Origin of the sequence: Pseudomonas soli, assembly GCF_021283165.2 — a bacterium.
GTDB lineage: Bacteria > Pseudomonadota > Gammaproteobacteria > Pseudomonadales > Pseudomonadaceae > Aquipseudomonas > Aquipseudomonas soli.
In genome coordinates this window covers 788,441-811,419 of record NZ_CP128543.1, presented here as the reverse complement: position 1 = coordinate 811,419, position 22,979 = coordinate 788,441, and the positions used below count along the sequence as shown (strand labels likewise).

Sequence of the window (22,979 nt, the reverse complement as noted above, 5' to 3'; positions counted from 1 at the left end):
AGGCCCGGGCCCCGGCAACGGGGCCCGGGTTGGCGGTCACTTGGCCAGCTTGCTGTAGCTGGTCATCAGGTTGCGGTAGTCGGGGATGTGGTTGGAGAACAGCGTGCCCAACCCTTCGATGTCGTTGCGCCAGTCACGGTGCAGCTCGCAGGCCACGCCGAACCAGGTCATCAGCTGGGCACCGGCGGCTTCCATGCGGCGCCAAGCCGAGTCGCGGGTCAATTCATTGAAGGTGCCGGAAGCGTCGGTGACCACGAACACCTCGAAGCCCTCCTCCAGCGCCGACAGCGCCGGGAAGGCCACGCACACCTCGGTGACCACGCCGGCGATGATCAGCTGCTTCTTGCCGGTGGCCTTCACCGCCTTGACGAAGTCCTCGTTGTCCCAGGCGTTGATGTTGCCGGGGCGGGCGACGTAGGGCGCCTCGGGGAACTGCTCCTTGAGCTCGGGCACCAGCGGGCCGTTGGGGCCGGTCTCGAAGCTGGTGGTGAGGATGGTCGGCAGCTTGAAGTACTTGGCCAGGTCGGCCAGCGCCAGCACGTTGTTCTTGAACCGGTCCGGGTCGATGTCGCGCACCAGCGACAGCAGCCCGGTCTGATGATCGACCAGCAGTACCGCGGCGTTGTTCTTGTCCAGACGCTTGTATTGGAATGCCATGGTGGATCTCCTTGCTTGGATGGGAAACAGCCAGGTTCAGTTGCGTTGCGAGTCCAGTTGCTCATGGCCGGTGACGACGGCCTGGGCCTTGGCGTAGCTCTCGATCAGCAGTTGATAGTGCGGGAATACAGCGCTGTAGGCCTCGGCCCACTGCGCGGCATCCGGACGGTTCCAGGTGCGCTGCACCTCGGAGCAGACGGCGGCGGTGTCCATTGGCACCACGCCGGCCTGGACCACCCGCGCCAAGGTCACTTCCTGGGCCATCTTGGAGTAGGTGCCTGACGCGTCGATGACAGCGAACACCTGGTAGCCGGCGGCCACCGCGCTGATGCTGGGAAAGGCCATGCACACGCTGGTGATGGTGCCGGCGATGATCAGTTGCTTGCGCCCGGTGGCCTTCACCGCAGCGACGAACTCGGGGTTGTCCCAGGCGTTGATCTCACCTTTGCGGGCCACGTATTGCGCGTGTGGCGCAGCCTCGTGGATTTCCGGGATCAACGGGCCGTTGGGGCCCTGGGGTACCGAGGCGGTGGTGATGACCGGGATCTTCGCCAGGCTGGCGACCTTGGCCAGGGTGATGGCATTGGCCCGCAGCTCGGTCATGGGCATGTCCTTGACCGTCTGGAACAGGCCGCTCTGGTGGTCGATCAGCAGCATCGCGACGTTGTCGGGGTCGATGCATGGCACCTGGCCTTCGAAGTTGGCGGCTTGCGAGAAATTGCTCATCGTTCTCTCCTCTTGGTGTGAGAACTGGCCATCCTGGCCGCTGCGGTCGGGCCGCGCCCCACACATCCACAGTGGGGACTATGAGAGTAGGCAACGCAGGCTGAACGAAGCGACCGTCAGTCGGCGGGCCGTGGAATATGCCCGTGCGGCCTGTGGCCAGGCGGGCGACAGGCCTAACGGTAGAGAGGAGAGTTGCGGGCCGGTAGGCCCATGGGTGAACCCTCAGAGTTGCGCTGGGGGAACGATGATGAAACGCCTGCCCCAATCACCGATCCGATGGATCGGTAATTTTCAGCAGCGCTACTCGGTCGATAACTTGGTCGGTTACTTGGTCGGTCAGTCCATTGGTTCACGATTTCCTGAACTGATTATTTGACCACAGCGATTCTTCCACCCGCCGGCCCCCACCAGAATCGCTTCACCAACAATCACAATAAACCGTGAGGCCACTCCCGTGGACCAGACACTCCAGGTACGGCAGGCCGCCGCCGACCTCGTCGCCGCCTTCGCCAACAACGACACCGCCCGCTACTTCGCCTGCTTCAGCGAAGACGCCACCTTCCTCTTCCACACCGTGCCGCAACCGCTGCTGTCGCGCCGTGCCTATGAAGAACTCTGGGCCAGCTGGCAGGCGGACGGTTTCGCTGTGCTCGGCTGCGAGTCAAGCAATGCCCAGGTGAGCCTGCAGGGCGAGGTGGCGATCTTCATGCACGACGTGACCACACGCCTGAACGTCGCCGGCGAGACCCTCGACCTGAATGAACGCGAGACCATCGTCTTCCGCCTGCACGGCGACCGCTGGCTGGCCTGTCACGAGCACCTGTCGGTCGTCTCGCCGGCCTGATCCTCTTTCAAGCGGCCCTGCCGCACTGCCATCGCACCCACAACAAGGCCGCCCGACGGCCGACAACATTCGCGCTGGAGCATCACCATGAGCCACTCGACCGGTATCGAGACCAATGGCGTCGAACAGATCCCCGACGATCAACGCGACGCCGCCCCGCTGGACCTGTTCCGCCTGATCTTCGGCGGTGCCAACACCTTCGCCACCGCCGTGCTGGGCAGCTTCCCGGTGCTGTTCGGGCTCTCGTTCCAGGCCGGGGTCTGGGCGATCCTGCTCGGCGTCGGCGTGGGCGCGCTGATCCTCGCGCCGATGGGCCTGTTCGGCGCGCTCAACGGCACCAACAACGCGGTGTCGTCCGGCGCGCACTTCGGTGTGCACGGGCGTATCGTCGGCTCGTTCCTGTCACTGCTGACCGCCGTCGCGTTCTTCTCGCTGTCGGTATGGAGCTCCGGCGATGCCCTGGTCGGCGGCGCCAAGCGCCTGGTCGGCCTGCCGGAAACCGACCTGACCCTGGGCCTGGCCTACGGCCTGTTCGCGATACTGGTGCTGGTGGTGTGCATCTTCGGCTTCCGCTTCATGCTGTGGGTCAACAAGATCGCGGTGTGGGCCTCGAGCCTGCTGTTCCTGCTGGGCATCTTCGCTTTTGCCGGGCCCTTCGATGCGGGCTACGCCGGCAGCGTCTACCTCGGCCAGGCCGGCTTCTGGGCGGCGTTCGTCGGCGCGGCGATCCTGGCCATGAGCAACCCGGTGTCGTTCGGCGCCTTCCTCGGCGACTGGTCGCGCTATATCCCGCGCCAAACGCCCAAGTCGCGCATCATGCTGGCGGTGATTCTCGCCCAGGCCGCCACGCTGATCCCGTTCCTGTTCGGCCTGTGCACCGCCACCCTGGTGGCCAGCCAGGCACCAGACTACATCGCCGCCAACAACTACGTCGGCGGCCTGCTGGCAATTTCGCCGGGCTGGTTCTTCCTGCCGGTGTGCCTGATCGCGGTGATCGGCGGCATGTCCACCGGCACCACGGCGCTGTACGGCACCGGCCTGGACATGTCCAGCGTGTTCCCGCGCCTGCTCAGCCGCGCCGCCGCCACATTGCTGATCGGCGTGCTGGCCATCGGCTTCATCTTCGTCGGCCGCTTCACCTTCAACCTGGTGCAGAGCGTGTCGACCTTCGCCGTGCTGATCATCACCTGCACAAGCCCCTGGATGGTGATCATGATCCTCGGCCTGATCACCCGCCGCGGCTTCTACCACGCCGACGACCTGCAAGTGTTCACCCGTGGCCAGCAAGGCGGCCACTACTGGTTCGAGCACGGCTGGAACTGGCGCGGCATGGGCGCGTGGATCCCCAGCGCGGTGGTTGGCCTGTGCTTCGTGAACCTGCCCGGACAGTTCGTCGGCCCGCTGGGCGAGCTCGCCGGCGGCATCGACCTGAGCCTGCCGGCGACCCTCGGCATCGCCGCCGTGCTGTACCTGATCCTGCTCAACCTGTTCCCTGAACCTGCTGGCGTGTATGGCCCCCGTGGCCCGCGCTGGGTGCGCTGCAAAAGCACGCCGGTAAAGCCTGTGACCACTGCCGAAATGGCCTGACTGGAATCCGACCATGACCACACCTCACTACATCGACGGCCGCTGGGTCGAAGGCCAGGGCAGCGACTGCATCGTTGTCCACAACCCGTCCGACGGCCAGCCGTTCGCCGAACTGATGGCCGCCAGCAGCGCCCAGGTCGACCAGGCCGTGGCCGCCGCGCGCCGTGCCCTGGCGCCTTGGAAGACGGTCAGCGCCACCGAGCGTGCCACCTACCTACGCGGTTTCGCCGAACAGCTGGGCCAGCGCCGCGACGAACTGATCGCGTTGCAGATGCGCAACAACGGCAAGCCTCGCCATGAGGCCGAGATCGACCTCGACGACGCCAGTGCAACCTTCGCCTACTACGCAGACCTGGCCGAGCAGTTACCGGCGAAAAACCGTGACGTGCCCCTGGCCGCGCCGGGCTTCACCGCCCGCACTCGCCTTGAGCCGGTGGGCGTGGTCGGTCTTATCGTGCCGTGGAACTTCCCGCTGGTGACCAGCGCCTGGAAGCTCGCCCCGGCCCTCGCGGCCGGCTGCACCGTGGTGCTCAAGCCCTCCGAAATCACCCCGTTGATCGAGCAGGCCTACGGCCAGATCGCCGAGGTGCTGGGCCTGCCGGCCGGCGTGCTGAACATCGTGGGCGGCAAGGCCGAGACCGGCGCTGCGCTGAGCGGCCACAACGGCCTGGACAAGCTATCGTTCACCGGCAGCAACGGCGTCGGCAGCCAAGTGATGCGCGCCGCCGCGGCCCAGTGCCGGCCGATAACGCTGGAGCTGGGCGGCAAGTCGGCCATCGTGGTGTTCGACGATTGCGATGTCGACCAGGCGGTGGAGTGGATCGTCGCCGGTATTACCTGGAACGCCGGGCAGATGTGCTCGGCCACCTCGCGCCTGCTGGTGCAGGAGGGCATCGCCGATGCCCTGCTGCCGCGCTTGCAGGCGGCGCTGGTGGCGTTGCGCGTGGGCAACCCGCTCACTGAAGAAGTGGACATGGGGCCGCTGACCAGCCAAGCGCAGTGGCTCAAGGTCGCCGGCTATTTCGCCACCGCCCGCGAAGAGGGCCTGAAGTGCCTGGCCGGCGGCACCGCGCTGGACCGCGACGGCTGGTTCGTCAGCCCGACGTTGTATGTGGATGTACCGGTAAGCAGTCGCCTGTGGGGCGAAGAAATCTTCGGCCCGGTGCTGTGCGCGCGGCGCTTCGGCAGCGAGGCCGAGGCCATCGCCCAAGCCAACGACAGCCGCTTCGGCTTGGTCGCCACCGTGTGCTCCGCCGACCTGGAACGCGCCGAGCGCGTGGCCGATGCGCTGGAGGTGGGGCATGTGTGGATCAACTCGGTGCAGGCGGTATTCGTCGAAACCTCGTGGGGCGGGACCAAGGGTAGCGGGATCGGGCGTGAGCTCGGGCCTTGGGGGCTTTCGGGGTATCAGTCGGTGAAGCATGTGACGCGGTGCTTGGGGTGATTTTTTAGGCGTCCCTTTTTAAAAAACGGGGAGGCAGGCAGGTGTTCGGCGAGTTTTTTCAACGCCTATCGGCGAACACCTGCCAGCCTTCACGCAATCGCATTCAAACCCCATCGCGGGGCAAGCCCGCTCCCACGCCGACATGTGCAACCAGTGGGAGCGGGCTGGCCCCGCGATTGGCCTTATGCCGGTTCGTCGGCCTGGCGCCCGTTCTCCTGCACCAGCACCATGCTCGCCGGCGACGACAGGGCGATGCCCTCTTCGCGCAAGCGCCCGAGAATGGTGAATAGCAGGTCGCTGCGCGTGCCCGATACCTGTCGAGGCGAAGCGACATAGCCGCTTACCCCGATGACCATGCCACTGCTGGTCAGGTCCTTGAAGGTAACCGAGGTGGCCGGCGCGTCGAGGATCGACTCGTGCTCCTTGTACGCCGCCAGCAACACCTCGCGCACTTTCGCAGGGTCGGTCTCCAGCGGCAGCGTCAGGGTGATGCCCACCACCCCCAGGGCATTGGCCATGGTCACGTTGCGTACGTTCTGCGAGATGAACTGCGAATTGGGCACGATCACCGTCGAGCGGTCAGACATCTGGATTTCCGTGGCGCGCACGTTGATCCGGCGAATATCACCCTCGACACCCGCCAGGCTCACCCAGTCACCCACCTTCACCGGGCGCTCGGTGAGCAGGATCAGGCCGGAGATGAAGTTCTGCACGATCTGCTGCAGGCCGAAACCGATACCCACCGACAGCGCACTGACTACCCATGTCAGGCTGGTCAGGTTGATGTGCAAGGTGGACATCACCAGCATGGCCAGGAACAGGAAGCCCAGGTAGCCGACCAGGGTCACCAGCGAGGCGCGCATGCCGGCGTCCATGTCGGTTTCCGGAAGCAGGCGTTCGCTCAGCCAGCGCTTGACCACGCGAATGGCGAACCAGCCACCGAGGAAGATCGCCACGGCCAGGAAGATGTCCTGGGGCACGATGTTCAGGTTGCCCAGCACCTTGCCACCGGTGCCGTCCCAGTCCGCCAGGCTCAGCAGCAGCTCGCCGGGGCTGGTGCCCGAAGGCATGAATATCAGCAACGCGGCGGCAAACAGCAGCAGTGTGCGGCCGATTCCCGCCAGCACCGTGCTGGCCTGGGCCTGGTGGCGTTGCTGCAGGCCCAGCGCCGAGGCCAGCGCCAGGCCACCAGGCTGACGCGGCGACAGCAGGGTTTCGCACAGGTCGCCGAACACGGTCACCAGCAGGTAGGCGCAGGTCACCACCACGCTGATCCACAACAGCTTGCCGGTGAGGAAATAGGCAAGTGTCAGATAGCCGGCGAGCAGGGGCAGCAGGATCGCCACCACCCACACCACGATTACAAACGGGATCAGTCCGGCCAGGCCTTTGGGACGCTCCAGGCCATGCTGACGACGGGCACGACGGTAGCGCAGCAGGGCCACGACGAACAGCAGCGAGACCACCAGCGTGGTCACGCCGTTGGTGGCCAACGTCAGCGCCAGGCTGGCACCGATCACGCTGTTGATGCGCTCCTGGGTCAGCAGCACCATCAGTGCCAGGGCCAGGACTTTGGGGAACCAGCCCAGCGCGCTGGCCACTTCGTCAGGGATCGGTGGCAGGCGCCAGGACGGGCGCTGCAGCAACAGCATGGCGCGGCCCAGGCCGGAGATGAAGGCACTGAAGATCACCAGCGCCAGGATATGGTTGGTCAGGCTGGCGACGTCGGTACCCAGGTCGGCGCTGCTCTCCAGGCCCCAACGCAGCAGCGACACCGAGCCGGAGATGGTGCCCAGAGTGGCCAGGCTCACGCTCAGGGCCAGGGCGCTGCGGCGCAGACGGCCTTCGGGTAGCCAGCGGATCATCGCATCGGCCAGCAGGCGCTCCAGCAGCCGCCGTACCAGGGTCCAGACCAGCACCGCCGCCACCAGCGCGGTGATGAACAACCAGCGGTTTTCGGCGCTGAGGGCGCTGGCCATGGCGTCCGAGACTTCGTCGCGCAGGTCGCGCAGGCGCGCCACGTCGTCGTCGGTGGGGCGGATCAGGCTCGACCAGAACGCCGGGCTCAACGGGCTGGCGGCGCGGCTGGTGATCTGCGAGTTGAACAGGCTGCGGCGCAGGTTGACGATCTGCGTGGACAGGTCACGGGCCGACTGGGTCAACGTGGTGGCGTCTTTCTGCTCAGCGACCACCTTGTTCTTTTCGTCAGTGAGCTGCTTGCGCTGCCGCGTCAGGCTCTCGGCCTCTTCGGCCATGGGCGGGCCGAGCACGTTGAGCTGGTCGTCCAGGCGCTGCACGTCGGCGGTGCGCTGGGTGGCCAGCGCATCGGCCTGGCGCTGCACCTGCAGGGCCGACTGGCGCAACTGCGCGAGTAGGTCATCGTTGGCGTTGCTGGTGACGCCCTGGCGGATCTGGTCGAGGCGTTCGCTCAACTCTTCCAGGCTGGCGTTCTCGTCCAGCACCTGCTGCTCGGCCACGGCCAGGCGCGATGCCGGCGTGGCCGGGGCAGCCCAGGCCGGGACGGCCAGGCACAACAGCAGGGCGAAAATCCCCGCATAGAATCGGTCAAGGCTGACACGCCTCATCGAATGTTCCTCTACGCAACTCGACAGGGCGTGAATTCTACTCGGTCCGCGCGCTCAGGAGAGTGCCGTCTCTCGGTCCAGCAACTGACGCTTGCGCTCGATGCCCCAGCGGTAGCCACTGAGGTCACCGTCACGGCGCACCACCCGGTGACAGGGAATGGCCACGGCGATCGCGTTGGCCGCGCAGGCCTGGGCCACCGCCCGCACGGCCTTGGGCGCGCCGATGCGCTCGGCGATGTCGGTGTAGCTGACCGTGGTCCCGGGCGGCACCTCGCGCAGCGCCTGCCAGACCCGCTCCTGGAACGCCGTGCCCTGCACATCCAGGGGTAACGCCAGGCCCAGCGCCGGCGCCTCGACAAAGCCGATCACCTCGGCCACCAGCCGCTCGAAGGCGTCATCGCCGCCGATCAGCCGGGCCTTGGGGAACTTGTCCTGCAGGTCCTTGAGCAAGGGCTCGGGCTCGTCACCCAGCAGGATCGCGCAGATGCCCCGCTCGCTCTGGGCCACCAGGATCGCCCCCAGCGAGCACTGGGCCACGGCAAAATGGATGGTGGCACCCTGGCCGCCGGCACGGTACTCCCGCGGGCGCATGCCCAGCCGCTCGGCGGCGCTCTCGTAGAACCGGCTGTTGGAGTTGTAGCCCGCGTCGTAGATGGCCTCGGTGACGCTGTCGGCGGCATCCAGGCGCTGGCGCAGACGTTGGGCGCGGAAGGCCGAGGCGTAGGCCTTGGGGGTCAGGCCGGTCTCGGCCTTGAACAGGCGATGCAGATGGAAGGGGCTGACGTTCAGCTCGCTGCCGAGCTGGTCGAGGTTGGGCGCGGTTTCACGGGCCTCGATCAGGCGGCAGGCGCGGGCCACCAGGTCAGTGCGCCGGCTGCCCTGCCCGGCCTTGCAGCGTTTGCAGGCGCGGTAGCCAGCTGCCTCGGCCTGGCCGGGGTCGGCAAAGAACTCGACATTTTCGCGCTTGGCCAGGCGCGACTTGCAGGCGGGCTGGCAGTAGACGCCGGTGGTGCGCACGGCGTAGACAAAGTGGCCGGTCGCGGCGGTGTCGCGGGACTGCACGGCGTGCCAGCGTTCAGCGTCGGTGGTGTAGGTGGTCGGGGCGGGGGTCATGGCGCCTCTCCTTGGTTCGATGCGCTGAGCTTGACGGCTTGGCCGAAAGTGAACACTCCGAATCTTGCGTTATCTTTAACGGGCCAATCACGGGTCAAGCCCGCCACAGGTACCAGGCCGCCACGGTGCGATAGGGGCTCCACGCCCCGCCCAATACCCGCATTTGCGCGGGCGTCGGCGCCTTGTCCAGGCCCTTCATGCGTCGATACCCCTCACGCACGCCAAAATCATCCACCGGCAGGATATCCGATCGCTCCAGGCTATAGATCAACAGCATCTCCACCGTCCAACGCCCGACTCCTCGCAGCGCCACCAGGCGTTCGACCAGTGCGGCATCCGACATATGCAGCGCCTCTTCCCGGCTGGGCACCACACCCTCCACACGCGCCTGGGCGATCCCGTGAACCGTGGCGATCTTGCTAGCGGAGAGCCCACAGGCGCGCATCGCCTCCGGCGTCACCGCCAGCAACTGTCTGGGCGAGGGAAACGCTCCATCCGGGAACAACGCCAGCAACCGCCCGAGGATCGCCTCGGCCGCCCGCGCATGCAACTGCTGGTAGGCAATGGCCCGCACCAGCGCCTCGTAGGGCTCACGACCGGGGGTCGCCCGATGCAGGCAGGGCCCCACGGCGGCAATATGCCGCGCCCAGTCCGCATCCTGCTCGGCCAGCCAGGCAGCGGCAGCCTCAAAGGCCTGCGGGGAAAGGTCTGCAAGGATCATTGTTGGCGTTCCCATGGACACAGCCTCCCAGCCTAGCCCAACCGTTCATCGGTGAAACGCTCAATCTTGCGCATCTAATCGCTGGCATACCATTGATCCGCCCGTGGCGCCCCGCATAGAATTGAGAACTATTAACAATCACATTATCCGCGCAGGCTCTCCAGACGATGCAGATCGAAGACACGCTGAAACCGGCCGAGGTCGATCTGCTCTATCAGGCCCATCACCGCTGGCTGCGCGGCTGGCTCGGCGCCCGGGTGGGTTGCCGGGAGAACGCCGCGGACCTGGCCCAGGACACCTTCGTGCGCCTGCTCAAGGCGCGCCAGGCCTCGCCACTCAAAGAGCCGCGCGCCTATCTGAGCAGCATCGCCCGTGGCCTGATGATCGACCAGTTCCGCCGTCGCGCCCTGGAAAATGCCTACCTGGAAAGCCTGGCCAACCTGCCGGAACAAGAGGCGCCCAGCGAGGAGCAACGCCTGTTGATCCTCGACACCCTCGAGCGCCTCGACCTTGCCCTGCAACGCCTCAAGCCCCGGGCCCGACAGGCCTTCCTGCTGGCCCAGCTCGACGGCCTCAGCCTGACGCAGATCGCCCAGCGCCTGGACGTTTCCCGGGCCACGGTGGAACGCGACCTGGCCAAGGCCCTAGGCGTCTGCTACCGGATGCGCTATGCCGACGCCTGACCAGTCACCGACCCAGGCCCAGGTCGACCAGGCCATCGAATGGCTGGTCAAACTGCGCTACGACAGCCCCGGCCCACGCACCGAACAGCAGTTCCAGCGCTGGCTGGCCAGCCACCCGCAGCATGCCCAGGCCTGGCAGCGGGTCAGCAGCCTCGGTGACGAACTGGCCAGCCTGCCCTCCGAGTTGAGTCGGCAGACCCTCGCCGGTACCGAGCGCCGACGCATGAGCCGGCGCGACCATCTCAAGCTGCTGTCAGTATTGGCCCTTGGCGGAGGCGCTGGCTGGGCGGCACGTGAACCGCTGGGCCTGTCGGCCTGGATGGCCGACAGCCGCACCGCCACCGGCGAGCGCCGTGAACTGCTCGGCAGCGACGGCAGCCTGATCCACCTGAACACCGCCAGTGCCATCGACCTGCGCTACAGCGCCGACCAGCGCCGGCTGACCCTGCTCCGTGGTGAAATCAGCCTGGACAGCAACGTCAACGACAACCGCCCGTTCAGCATCGACACCCCGGTTGGCACCCTCGGCACCCAGGGCGGCCAGCTGCTGCTGCGCGAGAACGCCCAGGGCCTGCTGCTGGCCGTGCGCCGAGGCGAGGTGACGTTGTTCCCCGCCTCCAGCGCCGCGCATTCGGTCAAGCCTGGCGAGGTGCTGCAGGTGTTCGCCCAAGGCGACTATCGGCCTGCCACCGTGCATGGCGACCCCTGGGCCTGGACCGACGGCGTGCTCAGCGTGCAGCAGATGCCCCTGGGCGAGTTCATCGACGAGCTGTCGCGCTACCGCCCCGGCGTGTTGCGCTGCGCGCCGGAGGTGGCCGGGCTGAAGATCTCCGGCACCTACCAGCTGGCCGACACCGACCAGGTCCTGCTGCTGGTCGCCCGTAGCCTGCCGGTGCGCGTCGACTACCGCACACGCTATTGGGTGAGCATCGGCGCCGCCTGAACAATTGATGAAAATAAATGAGGTGGAATCTCATTCTCGTCCGGCCTGAAGGAAAACAAGCCCGAACAGTGGTCTGACAACCTTCAGGAGCGCTTCATGATTCGCCCGTGTTCCCCTCGCAACGCCACCCTGCGCCATGCCATCCACGCTGCCGCCCTCGGCCTGGGCATGGCCTGCGCAGGCGTGCTGCCGACAGTCGCCGTCGCCGCGCCCGCCAGCCAGAGCCAGCAGCGCGACTGGAACATCCCGGCCGGCCCGTTGGCCGCCGCGCTGGACCAGCTGGCGCGCCAGGGGGGGCTGAACCTGTCGTTCGACGCCGGCAGCCTGCAGGGCAAGACCACCCAAGGCGTGCAGGGCCGGCATGACAGCGCGCAGGCGTTGCAGATCCTGCTGCGGGGCAGCGATGTGCAGGTCCAGCAGGAAAGCGAAAAGAGCTTCCTGCTGATACCCGCCCTGGAGATAGGCGATGCCCTGCAACTGGGCGCCACCAGCATCTCCAGCAACCGCCTGGGCGAGACCACCGAGCACAGCGGCTCCTACACCACTGGGGCGGTCACCATCGGCAAGACGCCGCAAAGCATCCGCCACACGCCGCAATCGGTGACCGTGGTCACCCGCCAGCGCATCGACGACCAGAACATCACCAACCTCACCAACCTGCTCGAGCAGACCCCAGGCGTGGTGGTCAACCTGACCGACAGTGAGCGGGTGCAGTACTACTCGCGCGGCTACCAGATCGATGCCATCCAGTACGACGGCGCCACCGTGGTGCAGAGCAGTGGCGGTGGTTCGTTCATCCAGAGCGATTCGGCAATCCTCGACCGCGCCGAGATCCTGCGCGGCGCCACCGGCATGCTGCGCGGCGCCGGCAACCCCTCCGGCACCGTCAACCTGGTGCGCAAGCGCCCCACCTATGAGTTCCAGGGCGAAGGCAGCGTCACCCTCGGCACCTGGGATGCCCAGCGCTACGTCGCCGACCTTTCCGGCCCCTTGACCGAGACTGGCAACGTGCGTGGCCGGGTGATCGCGGTGCATGACGAGAAGGACCACTTCCAGCAATCGCGCCAGGAGCGCAAGGATGTGCTGTACGGGGTCATGGCCTTCGATCTCGACGACAGCACCACCCTGACCACTGGCCTCGAGTGGACCCAGCTCGACGCCACCGGCGCCTGGGGCAACCTGCCGGCCGACTACGACGGCTCGCCACTGCCGTTCGGCCGCAGCACCTACCTGGGCGCCGACTGGAACCGCTGGAACCGCAGCAACCTGCAGACCTTCGCCGAGCTCGAGCATCGCTTCGACAATGACTGGACGCTCAAGCTGATGGCCCAGCGCACCCACTTCGAGCTGGACGACAACGGCTTCAAGCAGACCTACTTCAGCCGTGCCACCGGCACCGCCAACCCGACCCGCAACCCTTACCTGATGAGCTACCAGGTCACCGAAGGCGATGGCGGCGAGAGCCTGCAGAACAACCTCAGTGCCACCCTCAACGGCCCGTTCGACCTGCTCGGTCGCAGCCACGAGCTGATGCTGGGCGTCGAACGCATCCGCAACGACTCCTACGCCTCGGCCACCAACAATGTGCAATCGGGCGTGTTCGACATCCGCACCTGGGACCCGAAGACCAGCCTGGCCAACCCGAGCATCGACATCACCGCCCACCCGGTACGCACCCGCACCACCCAGGAAGGTGCCTATGCCACGTGGCGCATCTCCCTGGCCGATCCGCTCACCGCGATCATCGGCGCCCGCGCCAACTGGTATGACTACGAGCAGGAAAACAACACCAAGGCCAACGGCAAGTTCAGCGTCGACAACGAGATCGTGCCCTACGCCGCGCTGATCTACGACCTCAACGAGAACTTCAGCACCTACGCCAGCTACACCGAGATCTTCAACCCGCAGACCAACACCGATGCCGCCGGCTCCGTGCTCGAGCCGGTCACCGGCGAAGCCTACGAGACCGGGATCAAGGGCGAGTTCTACGAGGGCCGGCTGAACACCTCGCTGGCGTTCTTCCGCATCTACCAGGTCGGCAACGCACTGGACGACCTCAGCGGGCCTAACCCGTGCCTGCCCAACTACACCAGCGGCTATTGCAAGGTCGCCGCGGGCAAGAACCGCAGCCAGGGCTTCGAGCTGGAGATTTCCGGCGAAGTGCTGCCGGGCTGGAACGTGACCGGCGGCTACACCTACAACACCACCGAATACCTCAAGGACACCACCGGCAACAACGGCAACCCGATCCGCACCACCGACCCCAAGCGCATGCTGCGCCTGTTCACCAGCTATCGCCTGCCGGGCGAGCTGCAGGCCTGGACCGTGGGCGGCGGCGTGCAGGCGCAGAGCGCCATCTACAACCGCAGCGGCACAGCCGAAGCTTCGCAGTCGGGGTATGCGGTGTACAACGCGATGGTGAACTACCGCTTCAACGACAACTATTCGTTGCAGTTGAACGCCAACAACCTGTTCGACAAGAAGTACTACCGCCAGGTGGCGCCGACGCCGACCGGGTACTACTGGGGCGATCCGCGCAATGTGTCGGTGACCTTGCGCGGAACCTTCTGACCTGCCGTTCGATGGCTGGGGGTCAGTCCGCCACCGCCTGAAGCTTGCCTGCCCGGCGATAGGCCTGGCGGGCGAAGCACACGAACAGCCCCGCCATCAGCGCCAGCGCCATGGGCAGGCCATGGGGCGCCACGTCCATCGCCGCGCCGCTGACCAGCGGCCCGACCAGGCTGCCGACGCCCCACAGCAAGCCGACGCTGGCGTTCGCCGTGACCAGGTCCTGGCCTTTGAAGCGCTGCCCGATCAGTACCAGCGCCAAGGTATAGATGCCCCCCGCCACCGCGCCGAGCACCACCAGCAGCGGCCACAGCAGCCAGGTCATCTGCAGCAGCCAGGGCAAGGCGATGCCGATCATCATTGCCACCAACCCGCATACCAGGTGCAGCCCGGTACGCTCGACCCGGTCGGCGAGCCAGCCCAGCGGCAGTTGGAAGAGCATGTCGCCGGCGAACACCACGGTCACCATCAGCGCCGCCACGCCCACGGCGAAACCATGGCTGGTGGCGTACACCGGCAGCAGCGACAGCACCACGGCATCGAAGAACGAGAAGAACAGCACCGCCACGCACAAGGCCGGGGCCACACGGAAGAAACCGGCCAGGCCGAAGCTCTTGGCGTCTTCCTCATGCTCGACATGATCGTTGGGCACGGTGAACAGGATGCACAGCAAGGCCAGGCCATAGCAGAGGGTGACCACGCCGGTCAGCCATGGGCTATTGGCGCCCAACAGCGCCAGCAGCGCCGGGCCGAGCACCTGGAAGCCGGTGAAGCTGGTGGCGTACAGCGCCATGATCTTGCCGCGGTTGTGCTCGGGGCACAGCTCGTTGACCCACGACTCGCCGAGGATGATCGCGATGCCCATGCCAATACCGAGCCCCAGGCGCAGCAGCGCCAGCCACAGCATCGAGTCGAAGGCCCACTCGAGCAAGGCGATGCTAAGGGTGCACAGGCTGAAGCTCAGCAAGTAGATGACGCGGCGGGTCAGGTGCCGGCAACAAGCGTCGACCATGAACGCCGAGAGCATCATGCCCGCCGCCGGGATCGCCGAGATGATGCCGATCTCCAGCGTCCCCGCCCCCGCCTCGTGCAGACGCAACGACACCAGCGGCAGGCTCGCCCCGAGGCTGAAACCGACCACCGACACGGCGAACAACAGGCCCGCCAGCAAACGCATGTTCATGTACCACTCCTTGCAAGCCGGCGCACAGGGGCTCTGGCCCTGGCCGACTGGAAAATCCGCTGAAAGATGTTCGAACGCAGACGCCCGCCGTCACGCCGGGAAGGCGCGCTACGCAGGGGCGCGGATCAGTTCAGGGCAAGGTGTGGCGAGAAGGTGAAGGCGAACAGCACGCTGCGTCGACGCTTGAGCACCGTGTCGCTCGGCCACGCGCGGCGCGCTGTCGGGGCGACAGGCTGGCGGTGTGGGCGAAGACTACGGGTACGGCGCATTGCATCGGCTACGCAGGATATTGAGGAGGCGGCACTCTAGGCCAAGGTGATCCGGACCGTCAATCGCCACAGTGGCTTCGCCCTCTCTGTGGACGCCGCCGCGCTACAACGCCCGCTCCTCTCAGTGCTTGCCGGTGGAAGGCAAGAACACCGCCAGCAACCCGAACAATGGCAGGAACGAGCAAACCCCGTACACATACTCGATCCCACGCAGGTCGGCCACATACCCCAGCAGCGCCGCGCCGATCCCGCCAAACCCGAACATCAACCCGAAGAAGATCCCGGCGATCATCCCCACATTGCCCGGCACCAGTTCCTGGGCATACACCACGATGGCCGAGAACGCCGAAGCCAGGACAAAACCGATCACCACGCTGAGCACGGTGGTCCAGAACAGGTCGGCATAGGGCAGCGCCAGGGTGAACGGCGCCACGCCGAGGATCGAGAACCAGATCACCGCCTTGCGCCCGATGCGGTCACCTATGGGCCCGCCAAAGAAGGTGCCCGCCGCCACCGCGCCAAGGAACAGGAACAGATGCAGCTGCGAACTGGCCACCGACAGCTGGAACTTCTCGATCAAGTAGAAGGTGAAGTAGCTGGTGAAGCTGGCCATGTAGAAGTACTTGGAAAACACCAGCAGGCCCAGCACCACCAAGGCCATGATCACCCGCTGGCGCGAGATGCCGTGGGTGGCCTGCACCGCCTTGCGCGCCTTGGCCTGGTTCAGGTGCTCCTTGTACCAGCGGCGCAGCATCAAGGTCACGGCAAAGAAGAACAGCCCGGCCACGCCGAACCAGGCCACGTGGGTCTGGCCGAAGGGAATGACGATTGCCGCCGCCAACAACGGGCCAAGGGCGGAGCCTGCGTTGCCGCCGACCTGGAAGCTCGACTGGGCCAGGCCGAAGCGCCCGCCCGAGGCCAGCCGGGCGATGCGCGAGGTCTCCGGGTGGAAGGTTGAGGAGCCAATGCCCACCAACGCCGAGGCCAGCAGGATCATCGGGAAGCTGCCAACGAAGGCCAGCATCACGATCCCCACCAGGGTGCACAGGGTGCCCAGCGGCAACAGGTTCGGCGTGGGCCGCTTGTCGGTGAAGAAGCCCACCCACGGCTGCAATAACGAGGCAGTGATCTGGAAGGTCAGGGTGATCAGGCCGATCTGGGCGAAGCTCAGGTTGTAGTTGGCCTTGAGCATCGGGTAGATCGCCGGCAGCACGGCCTGGATCAGGTCGTTGATCAGGTGCGCCAGGGCACAGAAACCAATGATGCTCATCACCAGCGGCGTGGCCGGGTTTGCCGGGCTGCTCGCGCTGGAAGTCGGGGTGCTGCTGATGGCCATGGGCTGGATGTCCGTCTGCGGGTTGGGATCCGATTATCGTGAAACAAATAGATACGAAGCTACCTTTTTATTTGCGCGAGCCTTCCATCCGACACGTACTTGTAAATAATTCTCAATATATTTAGCATCCTTTCTCCTCTTCCCTGTGAACGCTGGGCGAAACCGCCCGCCCCCTGCGAGCAGACCGATCCCATGAGCCCGATGCCCGCCTTGCAGCCCACGCCCGACCCCGAGCAAGAAGCCCTGGACTGGTTCTCGCGCCTGCGCCAACCCGGCTGCGACGAGGCCCTGCGCCAGGCATTCGCCAGCTGGTGCCAAGACCCGCTCAACGCCAGGGCCTATGCCCAGCTCGAAGCTTACTGGCAGCAGTTGCAGGTGCCGGCGGCCCGGCCCCGACCACGGGTCGCCAAGGTACGCCGCAACCGTGCCGGGCTGTGCCTGGCGCTGCTGTTCCTGATGCTGGTGGCGGCACTGGCCTGGCTCTACTGGCCACTGATGCAGCGCCTGGGCAGCGAATTGCACACCGACAGCGGCGAACGCCGCAGCGTGCGCCTGGCCGATGGCTCGACCCTGCACCTGGACAGCGCCAGCGCGATGAATGTCGACCTGCGTGGCCGCACCCGCCAACTGCATCTGGTGCAGGGCCAGGTCTATCTAGAGGTGATGCTCGATGGCCGGGCCATGGAGGTGCAGGTCGATGACACCCGGATCCAGGTGTTCGGCACCCGCCTGCAGATCGCCCGCCATGCCGACCACGACGAACTGGTGGTGCTCAGCGGCAAGGCCGCGGTCCTGCAGGGGGGCGACCAGCGCCTGGTGAATGCCGGTGAACGGGTGACGTTCAGCGAGAGCCGTATCAATTCGGTCGAAAAGATCGATGCCAGATTGGCCGATGCCTGGCGCAACGGCCAATTGAAGGCCAGGAACCTGCCGTTGAGCGAAGTGCTGGAGCGCCTGGCCGATTACCGTGGCCAGCGTGTCTGGATGATGAACGAGCAAGCAGCCTATCAGCGGATCAGCGGTGACTTCGACCTCGACCACCCGGCGCAGAGCCTCGAGCGCCTGGCCGCCGATCAGCAATTGCGCCTGCACAACCTGCTCGGCCACTGGCTGATCGTGCGTTGAGGCGCCCTTCCGGGCTAAGCGTTTGAAAGGTTGGAAATTTTTTTTGAAAACGTTGTTGACAGGATCGCGATTCGAGCTAATAATGCGCGCCAAGTTGGCTACATAGCTCAGTTGGTTAGAGCATAGCATTCATAATGCTGGGGTCCGGGGTTCAAGTCCCTGTGTAGCCACCACCTTCTAAAAGGGCTTATCGAAAGATAAGCCCTTTTTCTTTGCCCGCGAAAACGTTACTTCACTCCCGCCACCACCACGGCCAGCCCCAGGCCGATCAAGGCCACCCCGATTACCCGGTCAACCGTGCGCTGGCGCTCGATCATCGCCGCCCGCAGTCGCGCACTGGAAAAGAACACCGCCACCAGGCTGAACCACACCCAATGGGCAAACGACATGAACGCGCCATAGGCGAAGTCCAGCGCCAGCGGGCTGCCCGGCCGCACTACCTGGGTATAGGCGCTGACCACGAACAGCATGGTCTTGGGATTCAGCGCATTGGTCAGAAAGCCCGTGCGCAACGCGCTCGCCACGCTGGAAGCGCCTTGCGCCAGGCCGTCGAGGCTGATGCGCGTGGTGTTGGTCAGCGATTTATAGCCCAGGTACACCAGGTAGCCCGCCCCCACTACCTTCATGGCCAGGAACAGGGTCGGGGTCTGGCTGATGATCACGGCGATGCCGAGCACGGTGTACAGCACATGCACTTGCACGCCCAGGGCGATGCCTGCCGCGGCAGCGAGGCCAGCTTTGCGGCCTTGTGCGTAACTGCTGCGGGTGACCATGGCGAAGTCGGCGCCAGGACTGATGACAGCCAGAATGGTGAACAGGGCTACGGCGATGAGTTCGTTCACGAACAGGGATCCTCGATGAAAATTCACGGAAGATGGGATTATCCTGTTGCCTTGAACGAGTAAAAATCGATTTATAGTCTGGCTAATCTGCTAGTTTTACTCACCTATTCGCATTGAATCGACTGGCCTATCGCGGGGCAGGCCCGCTCCCACGAGCGCAGCCTCAGCATGCGTGGGAGCGGGCTTGCCCCGCGATAAAGCCGGAACAGGCCAGCACATGAAACTGCCTCCCCTTACCGCCTTTCGCTACTTCGACATCGCCGCCCGCACTGAAAGCTTCGTGCGCGCCGCCGAGCACCTGCATGTCACCCACGGCGCCGTCAGCCGCCAGGTGCGCCTGCTCGAGGAAAGCCTCGGCGTGGCACTGTTCGAACGGCGCAACCGGGCAATCTTTCTCACCCCCGCCGGTCGCGAGTTGCACAGCACCACCCAGTCGATCTTCGAGCAATTGGAGGGCGCCGTGCAGCGCCTGCAACAGCAGCCAGAAGACAACGTACTGGTGGTCTCCTGCGAGCCGACCATCGCCATGCGCTGGCTGATCCCGCGCCTGCCGCGCTTTCACGCCGCACACCCCGACCTGCAACTGCACCTGGTGGCGGCCGGCGGGCCGGTGGACTTCGCCCGTGGCGGCATCGACCTGGCACTGCGCCGCGATGACTTCCATTGGGACCGCCAGTTGCACAGCCTGAAGATCTGCGATGAGTGGATCGGCCCGGTCGCAAGGCCAGACTTCAAGGGCCAACGCCTGCTGCACAGCACCACCCGCCCCGATGCCTGGGCCACCTGGCTACGCCTGAGCGGCCAAGGCATCCGGCACACGGCGCGCAGCGACTTCGAGCACTTCTACTTGTCGATCCAGGCCGCCAGCGCGGGCATGGGGCTGGCCATCGCCTCGGCGCTGATGGTTCGCGACGAACTGGACAATGGCCAGCTACAGGCGCCGTACAGCTTCCTGCGCGACGGCTCCGGCTACCACCTGCTCAGCCCGCAGCCGCTGGACGACGGCAGCAAGCGCCAGCGCTTCGCGCAGTGGGTCGGCGACGAGTGCCGAGCCTGTCTGGCTCACCTGGGCTTGCTGCAGAACGACGACCCGGCCCCGCCGTCACCGCCCCAGGTGCGATAGCCGGCCGTGTCGATATGGATACGCCCCGAGGGGTAACGGCCAAGCCCCATGTTCCAGGCCTGGCCGTGCTGCTGCCAGAAGCGGCACAGCGGGTTCGGGTCGGCCCAGGGTGGCAGCAGCAGGTCGACGGCGAAGGCGCGCATGTGCGCACTGCTCGGCGCGCCGCCGGCGCAGGCATTGAGCCGGGGATCGCGGTAGGCCGACACCACTTCGAACTGACGCAGGATGCCCTGCTGGTCCAGGGTCTTGATCAATGCCAGGGTTGAACGCACCGCCGGCCAGTGGCTCGCCGGCGGCACCGCGAAGGGTGAAGCCTTGCACAGGCGCCAGTCCGAGGCCGAACGCAGCAACTGATGGATCGGCACCACGCCATACAGCCGGGCGTCCACCAGCATTTCACGAAACCTGCGGTTCTCGTGATCCCCGGCCCACTGGGCGAACATCCACACATCGCGTTCATCGGCCTGGGCCGTACCCAGCCCGATCAGCGCGCTAGCCAATAGCCATATCCTGGCGCTTTTCATTCCCCCACCTCTTCATCCACCATGGGCGGTCCGCCGTCCTGGCGGCCACTGACAAGGAGTTAAGCATGCACAAGATTGCTGTATCGGGCCTGGCCGCCCTCGCCTTCAGCGGCCTGGCCATGGCCGACGCGCAGATCGACCTGGGCGATGCCCAGCGGGTCACCCGGCTGTTCGCCTATCCCAACAACTGCAACGTGATCTGCTACCGCGACTGGACACTCGAACAGACCGTCGAGCACTACCTCACCCAGAGCGTGCAGCGCGACGGCTATGCCAATGCCAAGGTCACGGTGAACCGCGACAACGACAAGCTGCGCGCCAGCATCACCGACGTACCGGCGAGCTACACCGAACCCTTGCGCAAGCTGCTCGACAGCGGCGAGCTGGCCTACCAGGGCGCCACCCGCCTCAACCAGAAAGGCGGCTGGGACTATAGCTGGTACCTGTTCCTGCCCCTGGGCATGGCCTTGGAGAACCGCCGCAGCATCGAACTGCTGCACTTCCCGCCGGACTACTCGCTGACCCGCTACCAGGACTACCTGAAGTCCAACACCACCGACCGCTGGGCGCAACTTCTGACCTTCAACGGTATCGAGGCTACCCAGACCCCGGCCTACCAGACCATCGTCGACATCGCCCCGATCGCCGCGCCGGCCAGCGCCGGCAAGGACCTGGAAGGGGTCTACAGCTACTTCAACGACTACCAGGTGCGCATGGTCAAGGAAGTGGCCCTGACCCACGACGGCAAAGGCGCCTTGCCGATGGTCGCGTTCGGCGCGCCGGTACGGGCCTGGATCCAGCAGCAGTATGGGCCGAAGGTGAATGTGCTCGGCTTGGTAAGCATCAGCCCCGAGGCCAACAGCGCCAAGGTGCCCGTGCTCGGCGCTAACCACCCGAGCGCGATCTGGTACGCCGCCGACCCGAAAAGCTACGACGGCGACCAGGACAAGGCCGACGCCGCAGGCCTGAAGATGATGGGCCAGGACCTCTCCGCCGCCTGCTGGCAGGCCGGCATGGGGCGCAACCCGCAGGCCGATGCCAAGCTCACCCTGGATGCCTGCACCAGCAAGTGGCAGGTAACCCAGAAGAAGCAGACCTGCGAATTGTTCTACCGCACCATCCGCGAGATGACCCCGGAGCAGGCGGCAGCCAAGTGCAATACCGGAACGGTGACGCGCAGCTTGCGCGACCTGCGTAAACCGGTCGAAGTGCAGCACCCAGAGATCTGAGTTACTTGCACAAGGGGCCGCGATGCGGCCCTCTCGCCGACAAGCCGGCTCCCACCCCGACCGCGCCGCCTTCAAGCCAAGTGCCATCGCCGTGGGAGCTGGCTTGCCAGCGATGGGGCGCATAGCGGCCCCAATACAAGACAGCGTGCGAAATCAGTCTTCGAGCAACGTACAGGCCATCACCAGCGCATCTTCCCGCCCGCCCGCCATCGGATAGTAGTCACGGCGCCGACCGACTTCATTGAAGCCATAGCGCTCGTACAAGCGATATGCCGACTGGTTGCTGGCACGCACCTCCAGGAAACACTCCCGGCCATTGAGCTGGTAGGCCCGGGACATCAGGTGCTCGAGCAGGCGCAGGCCGAGGCCACAGCCCTGGTTCTCCGGCTTTACTGTGATGTTGAGCAGGTGCGCCTCGTCGATGATCACGTTGATCACGCCATGGCCGACCTGCTGCTGGCCGTCGAACATCAGCCACACTTCGTAGGACTTCAGCGCATCCTGGAAGATGCCGCGGGTCCAGGGATGGCTGAAGGCGGCATATTCGATCTTCAGCAGGGTATCCAGATCCGCCTCGGTTGCCGGGCGGAAACTGATCGAGTCACTCATTCAACGCGTTTCCAGCGCGCCATCAGCTGGCGCATGGCTTTCCAGACGTCCGCCTTGCGCTGCGGCTCGTCCATCAACAGTTCAAGGCCGGGCAAGGCCCAGGCATCGCCGAGCAGGTCGACCTTGAGTTCTTGGTAATAAGCTTCGCCGTCTGCCTGGCCGGCGAAGCGAATGGCCGGCAGGCCGATCAGCCACAGGCAGGCGCACGGCGCCTCTTCCAGGCGAGCGGCGATAAAGCCCTGGACAAAGTCCCGGGCGGCATCCGGCCCCTGGTCCATGTTGCCGCGCATCAGTAGCGGCCAACGCACCGGCTCGCCAATGATCTGCGGGGCGTCCGGCAGACCGGCGGCGCGCAGCATGTCCTTGAGCAGCAGGTAGGACGGGTCGCGGCTCTGGAACGGCTGGCCGGTGGCCAGCTCCACCAGCAGCAGACAGTCGCCGGCACGCAGCAACTGCAGGGCGAAGCGCGGTGGTGGCACAGGCGCCGGGCGCGGCGCGGGAGGCTCTGCCTCTGCCTCGACCGGCTTGGCGGCGACTTTCGGCGCGCTGCCCGGGCGCGGGATCTCGATCTTCGGCCGCTCGGCACGCGCCTGAGGGGCTGCCGGAGTGGCGCTCGGCGCAGGCGCGGCCGGACGCACCTCGAAGTCGACCTCATCGACCGGCGCCACCGGCAACAGCAGCTCTGGCCGCGACGGCGCGGCGAACGGCAGTTCGGCGCGCGGCAGCCAGTGCACCACTTGCATGGCGGACAGGTAGGCGCGGCGGCGGGACTCGATCAGCAAGGCGCGGGTATCCGGTGGATAGTCGAAACAGTCGGGCATTCTAACGCTGTTGACCTGGATGCGCCGCAACAGATTGTCGGTCATCG

Annotated in this window: 20 protein-coding genes and 1 tRNA gene; 10 read left to right on the top strand and 11 right to left on the bottom strand. The window is 65.9% G+C overall.

Annotated features, from left to right (window positions below):
- Positions 1-36 precede the first annotated feature (36 nt).
- Positions 37-657 carry an isochorismate family cysteine hydrolase YcaC gene (gene ycaC, locus LU688_RS03615; RefSeq protein WP_023632674.1) on the bottom strand — a complete coding sequence of 207 codons (621 nt, stop codon included), beginning with the start codon at positions 655-657 and terminating at the stop codon, positions 37-39.
- A 36-nt stretch (positions 658-693) separates the two neighbouring features.
- Positions 694-1,383, bottom strand: coding sequence for a hydrolase (locus LU688_RS03610; protein ID WP_094010303.1), 690 nt, complete (start codon positions 1,381-1,383; stop codon positions 694-696).
- Between the two features lie 454 nt (positions 1,384-1,837).
- On the opposite strand from LU688_RS03610, the gene LU688_RS03605 reads away from it, so the two are divergent.
- From LU688_RS03605 to LU688_RS03595, 3 genes are all read left to right on the top strand, one after another.
- A complete protein-coding gene (locus LU688_RS03605) occupies positions 1,838-2,227 on the top strand; it encodes a YybH family protein (RefSeq protein WP_094010304.1) in 390 nt (129 codons plus the stop codon).
- Positions 2,228-2,314: 87 nt separating this feature from the next.
- Positions 2,315-3,814, top strand: coding sequence for a purine-cytosine permease family protein (locus LU688_RS03600; RefSeq protein ID WP_094010305.1), 1,500 nt, complete (start codon positions 2,315-2,317; stop codon positions 3,812-3,814).
- A gap of 13 nt (positions 3,815-3,827) precedes the next feature.
- Positions 3,828-5,258, top strand: a complete 1,431-nt coding sequence (locus LU688_RS03595) for an aldehyde dehydrogenase family protein (protein WP_094010306.1) — start codon at positions 3,828-3,830, stop codon at positions 5,256-5,258.
- Positions 5,259-5,440: 182 nt separating this feature from the next.
- Here LU688_RS03595 and LU688_RS03590 read toward each other — a convergent pair whose 3' ends face one another.
- From LU688_RS03590 to LU688_RS03580, 3 genes are all read right to left on the bottom strand, one after another.
- Complete coding sequence (locus tag LU688_RS03590; RefSeq protein ID WP_232888036.1) at positions 5,441-7,843, bottom strand: DUF3772 domain-containing protein; 2,403 nt, start codon at positions 7,841-7,843, stop codon at positions 5,441-5,443.
- A 54-nt stretch (positions 7,844-7,897) separates the two neighbouring features.
- Positions 7,898-8,956: a bifunctional DNA-binding transcriptional regulator/O6-methylguanine-DNA methyltransferase Ada gene (gene ada / locus LU688_RS03585; RefSeq protein WP_094010308.1), complete on the bottom strand. Its 1,059-nt coding sequence runs from the start codon at positions 8,954-8,956 to the stop codon at positions 7,898-7,900.
- A 94-nt stretch (positions 8,957-9,050) separates the two neighbouring features.
- Entirely contained in the window at positions 9,051-9,677 is a 627-nt protein-coding gene (locus LU688_RS03580) for a DNA-3-methyladenine glycosylase family protein (protein ID WP_094010309.1), read from the bottom strand.
- 167 nt (positions 9,678-9,844) lie between these two features.
- Here LU688_RS03580 and LU688_RS03575 point away from each other — a divergent pair, with 167 nt between their 5' ends.
- From LU688_RS03575 to LU688_RS03565, 3 genes are all read left to right on the top strand, one after another.
- Positions 9,845-10,360 carry a sigma-70 family RNA polymerase sigma factor gene (locus LU688_RS03575; protein WP_160290873.1) on the top strand — a complete coding sequence of 172 codons (516 nt, stop codon included), beginning with the start codon at positions 9,845-9,847 and terminating at the stop codon, positions 10,358-10,360.
- Complete coding sequence (locus tag LU688_RS03570; protein WP_094010311.1) at positions 10,347-11,303, top strand: FecR domain-containing protein; 957 nt, start codon at positions 10,347-10,349, stop codon at positions 11,301-11,303. The genes LU688_RS03575 and LU688_RS03570 overlap by 14 nt, the downstream gene beginning before the upstream one ends.
- Positions 11,304-11,399: 96 nt before the next feature.
- Entirely contained in the window at positions 11,400-13,874 is a 2,475-nt protein-coding gene (locus tag LU688_RS03565) for a TonB-dependent siderophore receptor (RefSeq protein WP_094010312.1), read from the top strand.
- 22 nt (positions 13,875-13,896) lie between these two features.
- On the opposite strand, the gene LU688_RS03560 is transcribed toward LU688_RS03565, so the two are convergent.
- Together LU688_RS03560 and LU688_RS03555 are read right to left on the bottom strand one after the other, a co-directional pair.
- Complete coding sequence (locus tag LU688_RS03560; RefSeq protein WP_038707339.1) at positions 13,897-15,054, bottom strand: MFS transporter; 1,158 nt, start codon at positions 15,052-15,054, stop codon at positions 13,897-13,899.
- Between the two features lie 390 nt (positions 15,055-15,444).
- Positions 15,445-16,659: an MFS transporter gene (locus LU688_RS03555; protein WP_094010313.1), complete on the bottom strand. Its 1,215-nt coding sequence runs from the start codon at positions 16,657-16,659 to the stop codon at positions 15,445-15,447.
- A 201-nt stretch (positions 16,660-16,860) separates the two neighbouring features.
- Between LU688_RS03555 and LU688_RS03550 the strand changes: the two genes are divergently transcribed.
- Together LU688_RS03550 and LU688_RS03545 are read left to right on the top strand one after the other, a co-directional pair.
- Entirely contained in the window at positions 16,861-17,784 is a 924-nt protein-coding gene (locus tag LU688_RS03550; RefSeq protein ID WP_094010314.1) for a FecR family protein, read from the top strand.
- 96 nt (positions 17,785-17,880) lie between these two features.
- Positions 17,881-17,957 (top strand) — tRNA-Met (locus LU688_RS03545).
- Between the two features lie 54 nt (positions 17,958-18,011).
- Here the strand turns inward: LU688_RS03545 and LU688_RS03540 are convergent.
- Positions 18,012-18,626 (bottom strand): LysE family translocator, encoded by a 615-nt coding sequence (locus tag LU688_RS03540; RefSeq protein ID WP_094010315.1) that lies wholly within the window; start codon positions 18,624-18,626, stop codon positions 18,012-18,014.
- A 217-nt stretch (positions 18,627-18,843) separates the two neighbouring features.
- On the opposite strand from LU688_RS03540, the gene LU688_RS03535 reads away from it, so the two are divergent.
- Complete coding sequence (locus LU688_RS03535; protein WP_038707336.1) at positions 18,844-19,749, top strand: LysR substrate-binding domain-containing protein; 906 nt, start codon at positions 18,844-18,846, stop codon at positions 19,747-19,749.
- Here LU688_RS03535 and LU688_RS03530 read toward each other — a convergent pair.
- On the bottom strand, positions 19,689-20,273 hold the full coding sequence (locus tag LU688_RS03530) for a D-Ala-D-Ala carboxypeptidase family metallohydrolase (RefSeq protein WP_177182873.1): 585 nt from the start codon (positions 20,271-20,273) through the stop codon (positions 19,689-19,691). The genes LU688_RS03535 and LU688_RS03530 overlap by 61 nt on opposite strands.
- Positions 20,274-20,338: 65 nt before the next feature.
- Here LU688_RS03530 and LU688_RS03525 point away from each other — a divergent pair, with 65 nt between their 5' ends.
- On the top strand, positions 20,339-21,502 hold the full coding sequence (locus LU688_RS03525; RefSeq protein ID WP_094010316.1) for a hypothetical protein: 1,164 nt from the start codon (positions 20,339-20,341) through the stop codon (positions 21,500-21,502).
- A 153-nt stretch (positions 21,503-21,655) separates the two neighbouring features.
- Here the strand turns inward: LU688_RS03525 and rimI are convergent, their stop codons facing one another.
- Positions 21,656-22,111: a ribosomal protein S18-alanine N-acetyltransferase gene (gene rimI, locus LU688_RS03520; protein ID WP_094010317.1), complete on the bottom strand. Its 456-nt coding sequence runs from the start codon at positions 22,109-22,111 to the stop codon at positions 21,656-21,658.
- Complete coding sequence (locus LU688_RS03515; RefSeq protein ID WP_094010368.1) at positions 22,108-22,893, bottom strand: energy transducer TonB; 786 nt, start codon at positions 22,891-22,893, stop codon at positions 22,108-22,110. Before LU688_RS03515 ends, rimI begins: the two co-directional genes overlap by 4 nt.
- Positions 22,894-22,979: the final 86 nt, after the last annotated feature.